The organism is Micromonospora sp. NPDC023814 (genome assembly GCF_040639595.1).
Taxonomy (GTDB): Bacteria; Actinomycetota; Actinomycetes; order Mycobacteriales; family Micromonosporaceae; genus Micromonospora.
The window spans coordinates 1-18,082 of sequence record NZ_JBFAAF010000008.1; the positions used below are offsets into that span (position 1 = coordinate 1).

15 protein-coding genes are annotated in these 18,082 nt (G+C 74.4%); 10 read left to right on the forward strand and 5 right to left on the reverse strand.

All coding sequences use genetic code 11. The features are described 5' to 3' along the window. Positions 1–152: 152 nt before the first annotated feature. Positions 153–536, reverse strand: a complete 384-nt coding sequence (locus AB0G14_RS06115; RefSeq protein WP_350679881.1) for a WhiB family transcriptional regulator — start codon at positions 534–536, stop codon at positions 153–155. Between the two features lie 253 nt (positions 537–789). Here AB0G14_RS06115 and AB0G14_RS06120 point away from each other — a divergent pair, with 253 nt between their 5' ends. After that, complete coding sequence (locus tag AB0G14_RS06120) at positions 790–1,623, forward strand: helix-turn-helix transcriptional regulator (protein WP_357694259.1); 834 nt, start codon at positions 790–792, stop codon at positions 1,621–1,623. 158 nt (positions 1,624–1,781) lie between these two features. On the opposite strand, the gene AB0G14_RS06125 is transcribed toward AB0G14_RS06120, so the two are convergent. Further along, complete coding sequence (locus tag AB0G14_RS06125) at positions 1,782–2,192, reverse strand: DUF5319 domain-containing protein (protein ID WP_357455387.1); 411 nt, start codon at positions 2,190–2,192, stop codon at positions 1,782–1,784. A 185-nt stretch (positions 2,193–2,377) separates the two neighbouring features. Between AB0G14_RS06125 and guaB the strand changes: the two genes are divergently transcribed. The 4 genes from guaB to AB0G14_RS06145 all read left to right on the forward strand — a co-directional run bounded on the left by guaB (position 2,378) and on the right by AB0G14_RS06145 (position 8,128). Continuing rightward, positions 2,378–3,940: an IMP dehydrogenase gene (guaB, locus tag AB0G14_RS06130; RefSeq protein WP_357694262.1), complete on the forward strand. Its 1,563-nt coding sequence runs from the start codon at positions 2,378–2,380 to the stop codon at positions 3,938–3,940. Between the two features lie 30 nt (positions 3,941–3,970). Then, positions 3,971–5,089: a GuaB3 family IMP dehydrogenase-related protein gene (locus AB0G14_RS06135; RefSeq protein ID WP_357694264.1), complete on the forward strand. Its 1,119-nt coding sequence runs from the start codon at positions 3,971–3,973 to the stop codon at positions 5,087–5,089. Between the two features lie 49 nt (positions 5,090–5,138). Then, positions 5,139–6,563, forward strand: a complete 1,425-nt coding sequence (locus AB0G14_RS06140; RefSeq protein ID WP_357694266.1) for a M1 family metallopeptidase — start codon at positions 5,139–5,141, stop codon at positions 6,561–6,563. A 107-nt stretch (positions 6,564–6,670) separates the two neighbouring features. Next, the gene (locus AB0G14_RS06145; RefSeq protein WP_357694268.1) at positions 6,671–8,128 is read left to right on the forward strand and encodes a M1 family metallopeptidase; all 1,458 of its coding nucleotides are present in this window, start codon (positions 6,671–6,673) and stop codon (positions 8,126–8,128) included. A gap of 6 nt (positions 8,129–8,134) precedes the next feature. Here the strand turns inward: AB0G14_RS06145 and AB0G14_RS06150 are convergent, their stop codons facing one another. After that, complete coding sequence (locus AB0G14_RS06150) at positions 8,135–9,268, reverse strand: LCP family protein (RefSeq protein WP_357694270.1); 1,134 nt, start codon at positions 9,266–9,268, stop codon at positions 8,135–8,137. A 135-nt stretch (positions 9,269–9,403) separates the two neighbouring features. Here AB0G14_RS06150 and AB0G14_RS06155 point away from each other — a divergent pair, with 135 nt between their 5' ends. Both AB0G14_RS06155 and guaA read left to right on the forward strand, forming a co-directional pair. After that, complete coding sequence (locus tag AB0G14_RS06155) at positions 9,404–11,101, forward strand: GMC family oxidoreductase (protein WP_357694272.1); 1,698 nt, start codon at positions 9,404–9,406, stop codon at positions 11,099–11,101. A gap of 145 nt (positions 11,102–11,246) precedes the next feature. Beyond that, on the forward strand, positions 11,247–12,800 hold the full coding sequence (guaA, locus tag AB0G14_RS06160; RefSeq protein ID WP_357694274.1) for a glutamine-hydrolyzing GMP synthase: 1,554 nt from the start codon (positions 11,247–11,249) through the stop codon (positions 12,798–12,800). A gap of 7 nt (positions 12,801–12,807) precedes the next feature. Here guaA and AB0G14_RS06165 read toward each other — a convergent pair whose 3' ends face one another. After that, entirely contained in the window at positions 12,808–13,125 is a 318-nt protein-coding gene (locus AB0G14_RS06165; protein ID WP_350704027.1) for a PspC domain-containing protein, read from the reverse strand. Between the two features lie 144 nt (positions 13,126–13,269). Between AB0G14_RS06165 and AB0G14_RS06170 the strand changes: the two genes are divergently transcribed. The 3 genes from AB0G14_RS06170 (at position 13,270) to AB0G14_RS06180 (ending at position 16,596) form a co-directional block, all read left to right on the forward strand. After that, complete coding sequence (locus AB0G14_RS06170) at positions 13,270–14,217, forward strand: NUDIX domain-containing protein (RefSeq protein WP_350704025.1); 948 nt, start codon at positions 13,270–13,272, stop codon at positions 14,215–14,217. 128 nt (positions 14,218–14,345) lie between these two features. Next, positions 14,346–15,254, forward strand: coding sequence for an NUDIX domain-containing protein (locus AB0G14_RS06175; RefSeq protein ID WP_357694277.1), 909 nt, complete (start codon positions 14,346–14,348; stop codon positions 15,252–15,254). Between the two features lie 424 nt (positions 15,255–15,678). Then, complete coding sequence (locus AB0G14_RS06180) at positions 15,679–16,596, forward strand: CDP-alcohol phosphatidyltransferase family protein (protein ID WP_357694469.1); 918 nt, start codon at positions 15,679–15,681, stop codon at positions 16,594–16,596. A 72-nt stretch (positions 16,597–16,668) separates the two neighbouring features. On the opposite strand, the gene AB0G14_RS06185 is transcribed toward AB0G14_RS06180, so the two are convergent. After that, on the reverse strand, positions 16,669–17,922 hold the full coding sequence (locus tag AB0G14_RS06185) for a phosphatidylserine decarboxylase (RefSeq protein ID WP_357694279.1): 1,254 nt from the start codon (positions 17,920–17,922) through the stop codon (positions 16,669–16,671). Between the last annotated feature and the right edge of the window lie 160 nt (positions 17,923–18,082).

The window sequence follows — 18,082 nt, forward strand, 5'->3', positions numbered from 1 at the left end:
CCTGCCTGCTCACGACGTACACGATCGGGGTTCCTTCCTGCTCGGGACGAAAAGAAAGGGCGCCGGCGGCGCGCCGCCCGTGGACCTGGGACGGCGCGACGCCGCGCCCCGGGCGGGGGCGCGGCGTCGGCGTGGTCCTCGGGTGGCCGGGCTCAGGCGATCTTGCGCTGGGCCGGGACGGTCGACTTGTGCGGCCGGCCCAGGCGGGCCTCCAGGCGGGCGATGTCGACCCGGGTCTGGCGGCGGTCGGCCAGGTCCTCCCAGCCGACGGCGAGCAGCCGCAGCCGCTCGGACTCGCTGAAGCCGCCCCACACGCCGTACGGCTCCCGGACGGAGAGGGCGTGCGCGGCGCACTCGGCCCGGACGGGGCAGGTGCGGCAGACGGCCTTGGCGCCGGACTCGCGGCGCAGGCGCGACGAGCCGCGCTCGCCGTCGGGATGGAAGAACTGTGCGCTGTCCCGGCCCCGGCAGGCACCGAGCCGCTGCCAGTCCCAGAGATCGACGATGGGTCCGGGCAGTCTACGTACGTTCGACATCAGCACCCCTCCTCCCGCGCGGCACCGCGGAGATCCATGTGAACCGGCGTCCGGGCGGCGGTCCGCGCAGGCGCGCCGTTTCCGGCCTGGATGCTCCGTACCCGAGCTTTTCCCGGCTCACACATCGGTGATCGAAAACCTCGGGCAACTAGCGGCATATGCCCTACTTGTCGGAAAAGTTCGGAGGATTGCCGGGAACCTCCTCGCGACCGGACTCGGTCATGGTCTGCTCGTGGGCGGAGAGGAGACCACTGTGCGTACGGTTCTCGTGTGCGTTCGGACACCGCTTGCGGCGCAGCATCTGACGTCCGCGGCGGCCCGGCTCGGGCTGTCCGCCGTCGTGCGGACCGCCGTCTCCGATCCCGAGGTGATGTTGCGTCTGGCCGAGCGTCCGGCCGACGTGGTGCTGGCGGACACGGCCCTCACCCGGCCGGACAGCGCGGGCTTCGTGCGCCGGGTGCTCGCCCGCGCGCCGCAGGCCTCCGTGCTGCTGCTCGGCACCGAGGAGTCGGAGGCGGCCGCCGCCACCATCAGCGCCGGCGCCCGGGGCCTGATCCAGGGCGCGGACCACGACCTGACCAGCGCGGTGGCCAAGGCCCTGCTGCTGCTCGTCGCCCCCGGCCGGGCGACCCGGAGCCGGATCACCGACCCGGCGCGGGACACCGCGGCGGTCGGCGGGCCCGCCCGCGCCACCCCGGCCGGCCGGCCGCCGGCCGACCCGGGCCCCGCCTGGTCGACCCCGTCCGCGGACGGCGCGGGCGGCGCGCCGACCGTGGTGCCGGCGCAACGCGGCGACGACCCCGCCGACCCGGCCGACCCGGCCGGTGAGCCGGCGGAGTCGGTGCCCGCGGGGCAGCGGGGCGCGCCCGGCGCGCGTGGCGGCCGGTCCCAGATCGGGCTGACCGAGCGCGAACTCCAGGTGCTGCTCGGCATGGCGGAGGGCAAGAGCAACGCCGAGATCGGCCGCGAACTGTTCGTCTCGGAGGACACGGTGAAGACCCACGCCCGCCGGCTGTTCCGCAAGCTCGGCGCCCGGGACCGCGCGCACGCCGTGGCCGCCGGTTTCCGGGCCGGGCTGGTGGCCTGAGCCCGGAATACCGGGCCGGTGGCCTGGGCCCGGGACGCCGGGCCGATGGGCTGGCGAGCGCGGCCGCCCGCTGCCGCTCGGTGCCGAGCGTGCGGTGCCGGGCCGGTGAACTGTCGGGGGTGGCCGGCGGCCGGTGCCCCCGCGGCGGCGGCCGTGCCTCAGCTCTCCGTGCCGGGCTCCTCGTCCGAGCCCTCGGTCAGGGTGTCGTGCACGCCGTCCGCGTAGCCCCGGGCGTAGTCCCAGGTGACGTAGTGGTCCGGGTCGGGGTCGTAGGCCGGCTCGTGCACCCGGGGCCGCCCGGAGCTGAGCAGGTGACGCAGGTTGCCCCGGAGCAGGTCCCAGTCGAAGTAGTGCGGCTCCCGGCAGTCCTCGCACTCGATGACCAGCCCGCGCACCCCGATCGGCGCCAGCAGCGCCTGGTAGATCTCCAGGTCGGCGAGGTCCTCCAGCACGTCCTGCCGCTCGACGTCGGTCAGCGGGTCGAGCGGGGCGTCGTCGCCCGGATCGTGCAGACCGGCGGCCGGGTCGGCCGGGTCGCCGTTGAAGGGGTCGATGGGCTCGTCGTGCACCCCCTCACCGTAGACCCAACGCCGGGGCCGCGTCCGCCCCCGGGCCGTCGGTGACCTGCGCCGCCACCGGCGGGGGCGGCCCAGGTCAGTGGGTACGATGGGACGACGCGCAGTCACCCGGCGTGCGCCGGCGCCCGCCCGCGCCACCTCGCTGAAGCCCGTCCGAGCAGCTCAGGGGAGCAATCGTGGAAATTTCGCCCAGCACCGATCTGCCGACCGCCGCCGACAGCGGCGAGCTGGGCGGCCACCTGCCGGAGTTGCCCGCCGGCTCGGCCCGGGTGGTCCCGCTCGGCCTGACCTTCGACGACGTGCTGCTCCAGCCGGGCGAGTCGGACGTGGTGCCCAGCCGGGTCAACACGGTGACGAAGCTGACCCGCAACATCAACCTGAGCGTCCCGCTGCTCTCCAGCGCGATGGACACGGTGACCGAGGCGCGGATGGCGATCGCGATGGCCCGCCAGGGCGGCATCGGCGTGCTGCACCGCAACCTCTCCCTGGAGGACCAGGCCCTCCAGGTCGACCTGGTCAAGCGCTCCGAGTCCGGCATGATCACCAACCCGGTGACCGCCAGCCCCAACGACACCCTGCGGGACGTCGACGCGCTCTGCGGGCGCTACCGCATCTCCGGCGTGCCCGTGGTGGACGGCGAGGGCCAGCTGGTCGGCATCGTCACCAACCGCGACATGCGCTTCGTCTCCGACCCGGCCACCCCGGTCCGCGAGATCATGACCCGCACCCCGCTGATCACCGCCTCGGTCGGGGTGAGCAAGGACGACGCCCTGGGCCTGCTGCGCCAGCACAAGGTCGAGAAGCTGCCGATCGTCGACGAGTCGGGCCGGCTGCGCGGGCTGATCACGGTCAAGGACTTCACCAAGAGCGAGCAGTACCCGAACGCCACCAAGGACGACGCCGGCCGGCTGCGGGTCGCCGCCGCCGTCGGGGTGGGCGACGACGCGTACAAGCGGGCGCGGGCGCTGGTCGACGCGGGCGTCGACGTGCTGATCGTGGACACCGCGCACGGCCACCAGCGGGCGGTGCTGGACATGGTCCGCCAGCTCAAGAAGGACGTCACGATCGACATCGTCGGCGGCAACGTGGCCACGTACGCCGGCGCGAAGGCGCTGGTCGACGCGGGCGCCGACGGCGTGAAGGTCGGGGTCGGCCCGGGTGCCATCTGCACCACCCGGATCGTCGCCGGGGTCGGCGTACCGCAGATCACCGCGATCATGGAGGCCGCCCGCGCCGCGCGGCCGGCCGGCGTCCCCGTGATCGGCGACGGCGGCATCCAGTACTCGGGCGACATCGCCAAGGCGCTGGTCGCGGGCGCCGACACGGTGATGCTCGGCAGCCTGCTGGCCGGCTGCGAGGAGAGCCCCGGCGAGCTGATCTTCATCAACGGCAAGCAGTACAAGGCGTACCGGGGCATGGGCTCGCTCGGCGCGATGCAGTCCCGGGGCCAGGCCAAGTCCTACTCGAAGGACCGCTACTTCCAGCAGGACGTGCTCGCCGAGGACAAGCTGGTCCCCGAGGGCGTCGAGGGCCAGGTGCCCTACCGCGGCCCGCTGTCCGCCGTCGCCCACCAGCTCATCGGCGGGCTGCGCGCGGCGATGGGGTACATCGGCGCGGAGAGCATCCCCGAGCTGCACCGCCGCGGTCAGCTCATCCGGATCACGGCGGCCGGGCTCAAGGAGAGCCACCCGCACGACATCCAGATGACGGTCGAGGCGCCCAACTACCACTCCCGCTGACCATCCCCCCTGTGACAACTGGAGTCCCCCATGCGTGACGTGGTCGAGATCGGGCTGGGCAAGACCGCGCAGCGCGGTTACCACCTGGACGACATCGCCATCGTGCCGAGCCGCCGGACGCGGGACGTCGACGACGTATCCACCGCCTGGCAGCTCGACGCGTACCAGTTCGGCATCCCCTGCGTCGGGCACCCCTCCGACGCGACGATGAGCCCGGCGTCCGCCGTCCGGCTCGGCCAGCTCGGGGGTCTCGGCGTGCTCAACGTCGAGGGCCTGTGGACCCGCTACGAGAACCCGACGAAGGTCCTGGAGGAGCTGTCCGCGCTGGGCGAGGACGCCCGTGCCACCAAGCGGCTCCAGGAGTTTTACGCGGAGCCGATCCGCCCCGACCTGATCGCCGAGCGGGTCCGTGAGCTGCGCGCCGGCGGCGGGACGGTGGCCGTCCGGGTCAGCCCGCAGCACACCCTGGCGCTGGCCCCGGTGATCCTCGACGCCGGCGTGGACATCCTGGTCATCCAGGGCACCATCGTCTCGGCCGAGCACGTCTCCACCACCGAGGAGCCGCTGAACCTCAAGGAGTTCATCGCCGACCTGGACCTCCCGGTCATCGTCGGCGGCTGCACGGACTACAAGACGGCGCTGCACCTGATGCGCACCGGCGCGGCCGGGGTGATCGTCGGCATCGGCGGCGACGACTGGTCGACCACGGACTCCGTGCTCGGCATCCGGGTGCCGATGGCGACCGCGATCGCCGACGCCGCCGCGGCCCGCCGGGACTACCTCGACGAGACCGGCGGCCGGTACGTGCACCTGATCGCCGACGGCGACATCCAGACCTCGGGCGACATCGCGAAGGCCCTCGGCTGCGGCGCGGACGCGGTGATGCTCGGCGAGCCGCTGTCGCTCTGCGCGGAGGCGCCGGCCGGCGGCGCCTGGTGGCACTCCGCCGCCAGCCACCCGTCGCTGCCCCGGGGCGCGTTCGAGGTGGCCGGCGAGCCGCTGGGGTCGATGGAGCAGCTGCTCTTCGGCCCGGCGGACGAGCCGGACGGCCAGCTCAACCTCTTCGGCGGGCTGCGCCGGGCGATGGCCAAGTGCGGCTACCGCGACCTCAAGGAGTTCCAGAAGGTCGGCCTGGTCCTCGACCGCTGACCGCACGAAGAAGCACCGCACGCACCGGTCGCGCCGATAGGCTCGGCCGGTGCGTCGTACTCCTGCCCGGATCCGCCCGACGCTCGTCGCCGTGGCGGCGGCGCTCGCGCTGCTGGTCGCCTGCACCACCGATGCCGCCGACCGGCGGGGCGGGCGCGACGGTCTGCGCCCGGGCAGCGTCGACCTCGCCGACCCGTACGTGCCGGGCGCCGGAAACGGCGGGTACGACGTCTCGCACTACCGCCTGGCGGTCCGGTACGACCCGGCGACCGACCGGTTGACCGGGCGGGCGAAGGTCGTGGCGACGGCGGTGCACGGGCTGTCCCGGTTCACCCTCGACCTCGCCGGCCTCGACGTCGCCGCGGTCACGATGGGCGGCACCCGCACCGAGCACCGGCGCGACGGCGACGAGCTGGTGGTGACCCCGCGCCACGGGCTCCCGCAGGGCCGGCAGTTCGCGGTCGAGGTGGACTACTCGGGCGTGCCGACCGCGAAGGCCGACGGGCAGCTCGGCACCGGCGGGTTCCTGCACACCGCCGACGGCGCGATCGCGCTCGGGCAGCCCTGGTCGGCGGCCACCTGGTTCCCGGTCAACGACCACCCGTCGGACAAGGCCACGTACGACATCGAGGTGACCGTCCCGGACGGGCTGGCCGCGGTGAGCAACGGGGTGCCGGGGGAGAGGACGAGCGCCGACGGCTGGACCACCTGGCGGTGGGCCGAGCCGGCGCCGATGGCCAGCTACCTCACCACGCTGGTGATCGGCGACTACCGGGTGCAGACCGGCACGCACGCCGGCAAGCCGATGGTCACCGCCGTGCCGGCGCACCTGCCGGCCACCGGCCCCGAGGCCGCCTCGCTCGCCCGTACCGGCGAGATCGCCGACTTCCTGGCCAGCCGGTTCGGGCCGTACCCGTTCGACGCCTACGGTGGGGTCGTGGTCACCGACGACCGGGTCGGCTACGCGCTCGAGACCCAGTCCCGACCGGTCTACGGGCCCGGCTTCTTCCGCAGCGGTCGCCCCAACCTCGGAGTGGTCGCGCACGAGCTGGCCCACCAGTGGTTCGGCAACAGCGTGACGCTGACCCGCTGGGGCGACATCTGGCTCAACGAGGGCTTCGCCAGCTACGCGGAGTGGCTGTGGGAGGAGCACGACGGCGGTCGCACCGCGCAGCGCACCTTCGAACTGGAGTACGCCGCCACCGACTGGTCCCGCCCGGTCGTCGACCCCGGACGGTCGGGGCTGTTCGGCACGACCGTCTACAAGCGCGGGGCGCTCACCGTGCACGCGCTGCGCCGCACGGTCGGCGACGACGCGTTCTTCCGCATCCTGCGCACCTGGACGGCCGAGCGGCGGGGCGGCAACGCCACCACCGACGACCTGGTCGCCCTGGCCGAACGGGTCTCCGGGAGGTCCCTGCGCCAGCTCTTCGACGCCTGGCTCGTCGGCCGGTCCGCCCCCGCCGTGCCCTGACGCGGCTCCCAGGGCCGCTCGGTAGGCTGCCGCCGGACGGGCCGGGCGCGGGTCCGGCACGGGGTCGCCGGTGGGGCAGCCGGCGGCACAGGGGAAGGGACGAGGCGATGACGCTGTCGCGGCGGCTTCTGCGCGCGGGCACCGGCCTGCTGCTGATCGGGGCGCTCGGGTTGACCGGGTGCGGGTCGGCCGACGAACCGGCCCCGACCACGACCGCCGCGTCGCCGAGCGCGGCCCGCCAGTTCAAGCCCGGGGCGGCCGGCGTCGGCGACGAGTACTTCCCGACCTACGGCAACGGCGGGTACGACGTCAGCCGCTACACGGTCAGGGTCCGCTACCACCCGGAGCAGGACCGGCTCACCGGCACCACCACGCTCCAGGCGGCGGCGACGAAGGACCTGTCGGCGTTCAACCTGGACCTGGCCGGGCTGACCGTGCGGTCGGTGACGGTGGACGGCGCCCCGGCGAAGCACAGCCGCAAGGACGACGAGCTGGTGGTCACGCCGGCCAGCGGCCTGATCGCGGGCAACGGCTTCGTCGCCGAGATCGCGTACGAGGGCGAGCCGGAGCCGCTGCGCAACGAGACCCTCGGTGTCGGAGGCTTCCTGCACACCGCCGACGGCGCCATCGCGCTCGGCCAGCCCGAGTCGGCGAGCACCTGGTTCCCGGTCAACGACCACCCCTCGGACAAGGCCACCTACGACTTCGAGATCACCGTCCCGAAGGGACTGACGGCGGTCAGCAACGGCGTGCCGGCGGGGACGAGCACGGCCGGCGACTGGACCACCTGGAAGTGGGCGGAGCGCAGCCCGATGGCGAGCTACCTCAGCACCGTCGTGATCGGAAAGTTCCGGATCACGGAGGGTGAGCACAAGGGGCGGCCGGTGTTCCACGCGGTCACCACCGCCCTGCCGGAGGGTGCGGCGGACCGGTCGATCGCCGACACGGTCGAGGTGGCCGACTATCTGGAGAGCGTGTTCGGGCCGTACCCGTTCGGGGCGTACGGCGGCGTGGTGATCTCCGACGCCCGGATCCGGTACGCCCTGGAGACGCAGAGCCGCCCGGTCTACTCGGCGGGCTTCTTCCGCAGCGGCGAGAACACCGGGGTGGTCGCGCACGAGCTGGCCCACCAGTGGTTCGGCAACAGCGTGTCGCTGGCGAGGTGGCAGGACATCTGGCTCAACGAGGGGCTCGCCACGTACGCCGAGTGGCTCTGGGCCGAGCACGACGGCGGGCGCACCGCCCAGCAGGCGTTCGACGACCGGTACGCCGGCTCGTCCGGCCAGGTCTGGCGGACGCCGCCCGGCGAGCCGGGGGTGGCGAACCTGTTCAGCGAGTCGGTCTACCAGCGCGGCGGGATGACCGTGCACGCGCTGCGGGTGGCCGTCGGCGACAAGGCGTTCTTCGAGATCCTGAGGACGTGGGCGGCGCAGAAGCGGGACGCCAACGCCACCACGGCCGAGTTCGTCGCGCTGGCCGAGCGGGTCTCGGGCAAGAAGCTCGACGACCTCTTCGACGACTGGTTGCGCGGCACCGAGCGCCCCGCCCGGCCCGAGCCGCTGTGACGACGGTCAGCCCTTGACGCGCAGCTCCGGGTGGGCGGCGAGGTACGCGTCCGCCCGGCCGGCGCGCAGCTCGGTGAGGAACTTCCGGCCGGTCGGCTCGAGCTGCTCGCCCCGGTAGGCGCTGCCCTGGCCCACCCCCTCGCCGGGCAGGCCGACCAGCACGAACCGGTCCGGCGACAGCCCGCCGAGGGCGTACGCGACGTCCACGATCCGCGGCCCGCCCGCGTAGACCAGCGTGTCGCCGAGCGCGTCCACCACCTGCTGGACGCGTTCCGGCTGCCGGGCCAGGTCCTCGTCGAGGATCTTGGTCACCAGCGCCTTGACCAGCTGCTGCTGGTGGCGCTGCCGGGCGTAGTCGCCGCCGGTGATGTAGCGCTGCCGGGCGTAGTCCAGCGCCTGCCAGCCGGTGAGGTGCCGCTCGCCCTTCTCGTAGACCATCTGCGGCCCGACGTAGCCGCCGCCGCCCGGGGCGGGCTCCCGGTGCCGGCCGTCCGGGCGGCGGTGCAGCGAGACCACCCGCTGGTCGACGTAGAGGTCCACCCCGCCGAGGGCGTCCACCAGATTGTCGAAGCCGTTGAAGGTGAGCACCGCGCCGGCGTCGAAGCGCAGCCCGGTGTAGCCGCTGACCGTGCTGCGCAGCAGCTCGAACCCCTGGGCGGTGCTCGGCTCCTTGGGCTTGCCCGGCACCCGGCTGCCGTAGCTCATCGCGTGGGTGAGCTTGGTCTTCCCGCCGCCGTAGTCGGCCTTCGGGAAGGCCGGGATGTCGACCAGCAGGTCGCGGGGGAGGGAGAAGAGGTACGCCCGGTCGAGCCCCTTCGGCACGTGGACCACCAGCACGGCGTCGCCGTGCGGCTCCCAGCCGGGCACGCTGACCCGGGTGTCCACCCCGACCAGCAGGAGGTTGAGCGGGCCGGTGATGCCGGCGCCCGGCGGCGCCGTGGGGCTCGGGGTGGGATCCGCGCGCGGCGTGGCGCTCGCGGCCGGCGTGGCGGTGGCGGCGGTCGGGCCGGTCCGCCGTGACCCGTCGTCGCCGACGAGGCGGGTGACCACCAGCACGCCGGCGGCCACCAGCACCGCCGCCGCGAGGGCGGCGAGCCCCAGCACCCACCTCGGGCGCTGTGCCCCTGTCCCCTGAGCCATGCAACACCCCCGTGTGAGACAACGTTCGGACTCCGGGCCCGGGTTCGGGTGGGCGTCCCCGGATCGACGGACCGGAGCATGATCGCGCGGAAACCCTTGCTGGCGCGATGGCTACTCAGCGGTAATGATGCGTGCATGCGGTACGACGTGGTCGTCATCGGGTCCGGCTTCGGCGGCAGCGTCACCGCGCTCCGGCTGGCCGAGAAGGGCTATGCGGTCGGTGTGCTGGAGGCCGGGCGTCGCTTCGCCGACGACGAGTTCCCGCAGACCTCCTGGCGGCTGCGCCGCTTCCTCTGGGCGCCCCGCCTCGGCTGCTACGGCCTCCAGCGGATCACCCTGCTGCGGGCGGCCGACCGGAAGGCCGGCGGCGGGGTGCTGGTGCTCTCCGGGGCCGGGGTGGGCGGCGGCTCGCTGGTCTACGCGAACACCCTCTACGAGCCGCTGGACGCCTTCTACGCCGACCCGCAGTGGCGGGGCATCACCGACTGGCGCGACGAGTTGGCCCGCCACTACGACCAGGCGAAGCGGATGCTCGGCGTCACCGCGTACCCCGTCGTCACTCCTGCGGACCGGGCGATGCGGGCGGTGGCCGAGCGGATGGGGGTCGGCCACACCTTCCACGCCACCCCGGTCGGCGTGCACATCGGTCGGCCCGGGCAGCGGGTCGCCGACCCCTACTTCGGCGGCGCCGGCCCGGAGCGCACCGGCTGCACGCACTGCGGCGCGTGCATGACGGGCTGCCGGTACGGCGCGAAGAACACCCTGGTCAAGAACTACCTGTGGCTGGCCGAGCGGCTCGGTGCCCGGGTGCACCCGCTGACCACGGTGACCGCCGTGCGCCCGGTCGAGGGTGGCGGGTACGCGGTGCACACCGTGCGCACCGGGGCCTGGCCGCGCGCAGGGCGGCAGGTGGTCCACGCCGACCAGGTCGTCTTCGCGGCCGGCGCCCTCGGCACGCAGCGGCTGCTGCACGCGATGCGGGCCGAGGGGGCGCTGCCCGCGCTCTCGCCCCGCCTCGGCGAGCTGACCCGGACCAACTCGGAGGCGATCCTCGGCGCCTCGGTGCCCCGCCGGCGGGCCCGCGCCGACGGGCTCGACTTCACCGAGGGGGTGGCGATCACCAGCTCGTTCCATCCCGACCCGCAGACCCACGTCGAGCCGGTCCGCTACGGGCGGGGCTCCAACGCGATGGGGCTGCTCCAGTCGCTGCTGGTCGACGGCGGCCCGCACCGGGTGCGCCGCTGGCTGGGCACGCTGCTGCGCCAGCCCGGCCCGGCGGCCCGGCTGCTGTCGGTGCGCGACTGGTCGGAGCGGACGGTGATCGCCCTGGTCATGCAGTCGGCGGACAACTCGCTGACCACCCGGTTGCGGCGCGGCCCGCTGGGGCGGCGCCTGGTCTCCGAGCCGGGGCACGGCGTGCCCAACCCGACGTGGATCCCCGCGGGCAACCGGGCGGCCCGGCTGCTCGCCGAGGAGATCGGCGGTACGCCCGGCGGGACGCTGACCGAGCCGTTCGACATCCCGATGACCGCGCACATCCTCGGCGGGGCGGTGATCGGCGCCACCCCGGCCGACGGCGTGGTCGATCCGTGGCACCGGGTCTTCGGCCACCCGGGGCTGCACGTGGTCGACGGCGCGGCGGTGTCGGCGAACCTCGGGGTGAACCCGTCGCTGACCATCACCGCCCAGGCGGAACGCGCCATGTCCTTCTGGCCCAACAAGGGCGAGGAGGACCCCCGCCCGCCCCTGGGCTCCCCGTACGCCCGGATGGACCCGGTGCCCCCGCGCCACCCGGCGGTGCCTCCGCACGCCCCCGGCGCCCTCCGCCCCTGATCTCCCGCGATTTTGCACTTTCGGCCCCCGTTGTGCGGCTTTCGGGCCGCACGTCCGGGCGGAAAGTGCAAGATCACGCGCGGCGGGGGTGACGTGTGGCGGGCCGTCGTGGGCGCGGGCGTGACGGTGGGTAGGCTTTCTGCACATGAGCACGCCTCGCCCCGTCCTCGTGGTGGACTTCGGAGCCCAGTACGCCCAGCTCATCGCGCGCCGGGTGCGCGAGGCCAACGTCTACTCCGAGATCGTGCCCCACTCGATGCCCGTCGCCGAGATGCTGGCGAAGGACCCGTCCGCGATCATCCTCTCCGGCGGTCCGTCCAGCGTCTACGCGCCGGACGCCCCGCAGATCGACGCCGGCATGTTCGACTCCGGGGTGCCGGTCTTCGGCATCTGCTACGGCTTCCAGGCGATGGCCCAGGCCCTCGGCGGCACGGTGGCCCGCACCGGCAACCGCGAGTACGGCGGCACCCCGCTGCGTGCCCGCCCGGAGGCCGGCGTGCTGCTCCGCGAACTGCCGGACGACCTGCCGGTGTGGATGAGCCACGGCGACTGCGTCACCGAGGCCCCGGCGGGCTTCGCGGTGACCGCCGAGTCGGCGGGCGCGCCGGTCGCCGCGTTCGAGGACGTGGCCGGCCGCCGGGCCGGCGTGCAGTTCCACCCCGAGGTCGGGCACACCGCGCACGGCCAGGAGATGCTGCGCCGCTTCCTCTACGACATCGCCGGCATCGCGCCGACCTGGACGCCCGAGAACATTATCGACGAGCAGGTCGCCCGGATCCGCGAGCAGGTCGGCGACAAGGAGGTCATCTGCGGCCTGAGCGGCGGGGTCGACTCGGCCGTGGCCGCCGCGCTGGTGCACCGGGCCGTCGGCGACCAGCTCACCTGCGTCTTCGTCGACCACGGCCTGCTGCGCGCCGGCGAGGCCGAGCAGGTCGAGAAGGACTACGTCGCCGCCACCGGCATCAAGCTGAAGGTGGTCGACGCCGCCGACCGGTTCCTGGGCGCGCTGGCCGGGGTGACCGACCCGGAGCAGAAGCGCAAGATCATCGGCCGGGAGTTCATCCGGGTCTTCGAGGCCGCCGCGCGGGAGATCGCCGCCCACGGCGACGTCGAGTTCCTCGTCCAGGGCACCCTCTACCCGGACGTGGTCGAGTCCGGCGGTGGCACCGGCACCGCCAACATCAAGAGCCACCACAACGTCGGCGGCCTGCCGGAGGACCTGAAGTTCAGCCTGGTCGAGCCGCTGCGCACGCTGTTCAAGGACGAGGTCCGGGCGCTCGGCCTCCAGCTCGGCCTGCCGGAGGCGATGGTCTGGCGGCACCCGTTCCCGGGGCCCGGCCTGGCGATCCGGATCATCGGCGCGGTCGACCGGGAGCGTCTCGACCTGCTCCGCCAGGCCGACCTGATCGCCCGCGAGGAGCTGACCGCCGCCGGGCTGGACCGGGGCGTCTGGCAGTTCCCGGTGGTGCTCCTGGCCGACGTGCGCAGCGTCGGGGTGCAGGGCGACGGCCGCAGCTACGGGCATCCCGTGGTGCTGCGGCCGGTCTCCAGCGAGGACGCGATGACCGCCGACTGGTCCCGGCTGCCGTACGAGGTGGTCGCCCGGATCTCCACCCGGATCACCAACGAGGTCGCCGAGGTCAACCGGGTGGTGCTCGACGTCACCAGCAAGCCGCCGGGCACCATCGAGTGGGAGTGACCCGGCTTCACGCCGCCGGCGGGTAGGTCGGCGGCGTGGGCTGCGCCACGGTCGGCTGCGCCACCGTGGGCGGCGCGGCCTGCGCCGGGTGCGGCCAGGCGGGGGCGTCGGCCGGCTCCTCGGGCATCAGGAACCACATGATCGGGTACGCGAGCAGCGCGAGCCCGCCGGTGAGCAGGCCGGTGACCGCGAAGACCACCCGGACGAGCGTGGGGTCGACGGCGAAGTAGCGGCCGAGGCCGCTGGCCACCCCGGCGACCATCCGGTCCGTGACGGGGCGGCGGAGCTGCTTGTACGGGGGCTGGGAAGAGGCGGTGGAAGTCATGCCTCCACCATCCGCGCCGCCGACCCGGCCGACCTCGGTGACCGCCCGGAGCCTTACCCTGACCTGCCCCTGAGGCGCGAGCCTTGAGTCAGGAATCTGACTCTTTTCGATGCAGGCAACCCGGGCCGGGGAGAATTTGGCCCCGTGACCACCATGCTGGAGCCGCTCCGCAGGATCGCGGCATACGCAGTTTGTGCTGATTCAGTCGGCCGAGTGTTGCTGGTCCGCGCATCGGAGCGCTCCGGCACTCCCGGCACGTGGTCGCTGCCCGGCGGGGCGGTCGATCACGGTGAGGACCCGAACCACACCGTCGTCCGCGAGACCGCCGCCGAGACCGGCCTCTCCGTCACCGTCGACGGCCTGCACGACGTGCTGGCCGACATGCGGGCGCTGCCGGACCGGGGCATCACCATCCACACCGACCGCCTGATCTACCACGTCTCCGTCCGGGGCGGGACCCTCACCGACCGGGTCGACCGGCCGACCGACCTGGCCCGCTGGTTCACCCCGGAGGAGGCCCGCGAGCTGCCGCTGCGGTCCTTCACGGCACGCGCCCTCGGGGTGCCCGCCTCGTCCGCCGACATCGTCCCGGACGAGCCGCCGGAGTTCCCCTCGTTCTACGCCGTGCCCGGTCCGGACGGGCTGCACCGGGCCCAGCGCTTCGCCGCGTACGCCGTGGTGACCGACCCGGACGGGCGGGTGCTGCTCACCCGGGTCTCCGACGGCTACCCGGGCGCGGGCTGCTGGCACCTGCCCGGCGGCGGCACGGACTACGGCGAGCAGCCCGGCGCGGCCCTGATCCGGGAACTGGTCGAGGAGACCGGGCAGACCGGCCGTCTCGTCGAGCTGCTCGGCGTGGCCAGCCACCGGGACGCCGCGTCCCTGGGCCCGGAGGGTTACCCGATCGACTGGCACGGCGTCCGCGCGTTCTACCGGGTCGTGGTCGACAAGCCGGCCCCGCCCACCGTCGCCGACGTGGGCGGCTCCACCTGCGAGGCCCGCTGGTTCGCCCGCGAGGAGCTGGGCGCCCTCCCCACCGACCGCCTGACCGAGGTCACCGCCGAGGCCGTCCAGGCCGCCCGCCTGGCCTGATCCGCCTCCCACGCCCCCTTCTCCCACCCGTCCGCCGATCACGAGGTTGACCGGACGGCACGTCGGCTCCGCTGCCGCTAACCTCATGATCGACGGAGCGGGTCGGCGCGGGCGGGGAGTGCGGGCGGGTGGAGGAACGGCGGCGGGTCGGGGCGTACGGGGTGTGTCGGGGCGCCGGCGGTCGGGTGCTGCTGGCCCGGGGCTCGGCCTCGTGCCCGTTCCCCGGCGTCTGGCAGCTGCCGGGCGGCGGGCTTGAGCACGCGGAGGATCCCGCGCACGCCGTGGTCCGTGAGTTCGCCGAGGAGACCGGCCTCACCGTGGAGGTGACCGGGCTGCGGGCCGTGCTCGCCGACGTGGCCAGGTTCCGTGACTCCGGCGTCGCGGTGCACACCGACCGCCTCGTCTTCGACGTCACGGTGCGTGACGGCGAACCGCGGCCGGAGCCGGCCGGCGGCAGCGACGAGCTGGCCTGGTTCGCCCCCGACGAGGCGGCGGCGGTGCCGCTGATGCCGTTCACCGCCGAGGTGCTCGGCCTTCCCGTCGCGCCCTTGCCGGCGGGCCTGCCCCGGGCGCTGCCCCGCGAGGGCGCGCCGTCGGCCGACCGGCGGCAGCGCTTCGGGGCGTACGGGCTGGTGACGGACCCGGCCGGGCGGGTGCTGCTCGCCATGATCGCCGACGGCTACCCGGGGGCCGGCCGGTGGCACCTGCCCGGCGGCGGCACCGACCACGGGGAGCAGCCGGTCGCCGCCCTGCTGCGCGAGCTGGTCGAGGAGTCCGGTCAGCTCGGCCGGGTGGTCGAGCTGGTCGGCGTCGACAACCTGCACAACCCGGCCGCGCTGGGCCCGGAGGGCCGACCGCTGGACTGGCACGGCATCCGGGTGGTCTACCGGGTGGCGGTCGACGCGCCGACCGAGCCGCGGGTGACGGAGCTGGCCGGGGGCTCGACCGCCCGGGCCGCCTGGTTCACCCCGGAGCAGCTCGCCGGGCTGCGGCTCACCGAGATCGCCGCCCTGGCGCTGGGCCACCGGTCCCGCTGACGACGGTCGCCGACCCGCGCCCGGTGCGCCCGGCCGGCTGTGACATCGATGACGGTCCGTAATCGGACATCGGGGCAGGCGGCGGTCGCTCCCCGAGCCGGTGGCGAGGGCGTCCGGTACATTCGATGTGGGGTTGGTGGAGGAAACGGGCGATGGCGCCCGGGTTGGGAATAAGAGGCGGTTCGCGCGGTTTAAGGGAGATATAAGTACCGCCGGCAGCTATCGCCAACCCCCGTTCCCCTATGCGATGGTGTACTCCGCAAAATGGCTGCCGGGCCAGAAAGGTCCGGCATGAGACAGCCGGACACCCGCCCCCGTGGCGGTCAGCCGATCCGGTGATGGAGGAAACGTGCCGAGAGCCCCATGGCGCCGGCGTCGTACCACTGACAGTCCGCGCCCCGCAGGGCGTCGCTGGGCGGGCTCCCTGCGCCGCAGCAGCACGTTCGCCCGGCAGGTGCTGCTGGTTCGGGTGGGCCGCCGCGACGGCGACCTGCGCGGCGCCACCGACCTGTCGCTGCCCGAGCACCGGTACGTCGACCGGCCGCGCCGCCGCTACGGTCTGAACCGGTTCGAGCGCGGCGACGTCGCGTCGATCGCCCCGGTCAGCCCCGCGCTCCCGCCGGCGACCCCGGTCGACGAGCCGGCGATGGCGATCCCGCTGCTCCCCGGCGAGCGGACGGTCGCCCGCCGGATGAAGTTCGCGGTGGTCAACGCCTGCACGCTCAGCAGCCTGATGCTCGGCATGCTGGCGATCTTCCTCGCCATGCAGGGCGAGGTGCGGGTCGCCGCGCTGTGCCTGATCGCCTGCGTGGTGTTCGACGGCCTCGACGGCGCGCTTGCCCGCAGGTTCGGCGTGGCCAGTCCGTTCGGCGCGCAGATGGACTCGCTGGCCGACATGTGCTCGTTCGGCCTGGCCGCCCCCGTGGTGGTCTACGCCTCGCTGGCCGGGTCGGTGTCCACCGCGGCGGCGGCGGTGGCGTGCGCCCTCGTCGCGGCGTGCGCGGCCATCCGGCTCGCCCGGTTCAACGTCTCGCCGAAGGACGGCCGGTTCTTCTGCGGCGTGCCCACCACGATGGCGGCCGCCGTCCTCGCCCTCACCGTCGCCATCGGGCTGCCGGTGCCGGGCACGGTCCAGGTCGCCGGCGTGGCGCTGCTCGCCTTCGCCATGGTCTCCAGCTTCCCGTACGCGAAGCTGGCCCGCCTGGTCAAGCTGCCGCCGTGGCTGTGGCTGGCCCCGGTGATCGGCGCGCTGGTCGACATCCGGCTCACCTTCGCCCTGATCGTGGTCGGTTACCTGGTCAGCGGCCCGGTGCTCTGGCTCCGCCAGCGTCGCACCGCCTGACCCCCCACGTACGCCGAAAGGGGCGCCGCGATCCCGCGGCGCCCCTTTCGTGTCTGCCCGTGCCCGCCGGGGTCAGCGCCAGCGGGCGATGACGGTGGAGCCGCCGACCACCTTGTCGCCGGGCCCGACCAGCGGCTCGGCGGCGTCGGCCGGCAGGTAGACGTCGGTGCGCGAGCCGAACCGGATCAGCCCGAACCGCTCGCCCCTGGCCAGCAGCGCGCCGATCGGCGCCCGCTGCACGATCCGCCGGGCGATCAGGCCGGTGCGCTGCGCCACGACCACCGTGCCGTGCGCGGTGTCCAGCACCGTGTACGCGGCGACGTTGTGCTCCGCCGCCGGCTTCATCGCGTTGGCGAAGCCGCCGTCGGCGACGAAGTAGTCGACCACCTTCCCGGCGACCGGGGCGCGGTTGACGTGCACGTCCAGCACCGAGAGGAAGACCGCGACCCGCAGCCACTCGCCCTCGCCGAAGCGCTCGTCGTGCAGCCGCTGGACCGACAGCACCTGGCCGTCGGCCGCGGCGACCACCGCCGACGGGTCCTCCGGCACGTCGCGCTCCGGGTCCCGGAAGAAGGCGGCCACCGGCGCGGCGGCCAGGGCGGGGAGCAGCCAGAGCTTCGACTTCGGCCGGGCGAGCCGGGTTAGCGCGGCCAGGCCGAGCGTGATGCCGGCGGCGGCCACCCCGTTGCTGTCGATGTGCATGCCGCGGGTCAGCGGCACGCTCGACGGGCGGTGCGCCGGGGCGAGCGACGCCGCCGAGGCGGCGTCGGCCGGGGTGAAGCGGAGCCGGTGAACCCGCAGCGGCGGGTTGTTGCGCAGCAACAGGTCGGCGCCGACGCCGTACAGCGCACCCTGCCGGTCCAGCTCCGCCGCCGCGCCCGCCGTGCGCCCCGGCGTGGCGGTCGTCGCCACGCTCAGCACCGCGCCGTCGGTGAGGTACTTCGTCAGGCCCTCGACGGCGCCGCGGGTCTCGTCGGCCGTGCCGGTGAACGCCTCCCCGGCGATGACCACCGCGGCGGGCTCGGCCTCGGTGAGCGTGTCGACCACGCGGACCCGGTCGGCGACCCAGCGACCCTGGGCGGTGACGTGCTCCCGCAGCGACCCGGGGCTGGTCGACCCGGCGGGCACCAGCGTGAGGGTGTCGCCGGGCAGCAGCGCGTCGATCGCCGCGGCCAGCACCGCGGACTCCGGCGTCGCGCCGACCAGCAGGGCGGCCTTCGGGTCGTTCATCCGGGCCAGCTCGGCGACGAGGGTACGGGCGGCTCGCTCGCCGATGCGGACCGGACCGGAGCGGCCGGCGGGGCGCACGGCGGGGGACTGCGTCATGTCGGACGGGCTCCTGACGGGGTAGAGACGGGAATCGCGGCGGGACCGCCACGGCGGCGCGGTCCGGCCGGCTCGGCGGCCAGGTCGGCGCGGGCCGGCCGGCGGAGGCGAGATCTCCACCGGCCAGCATAGGCGGCTGCGGAGGCGGGCCGCACCGCTG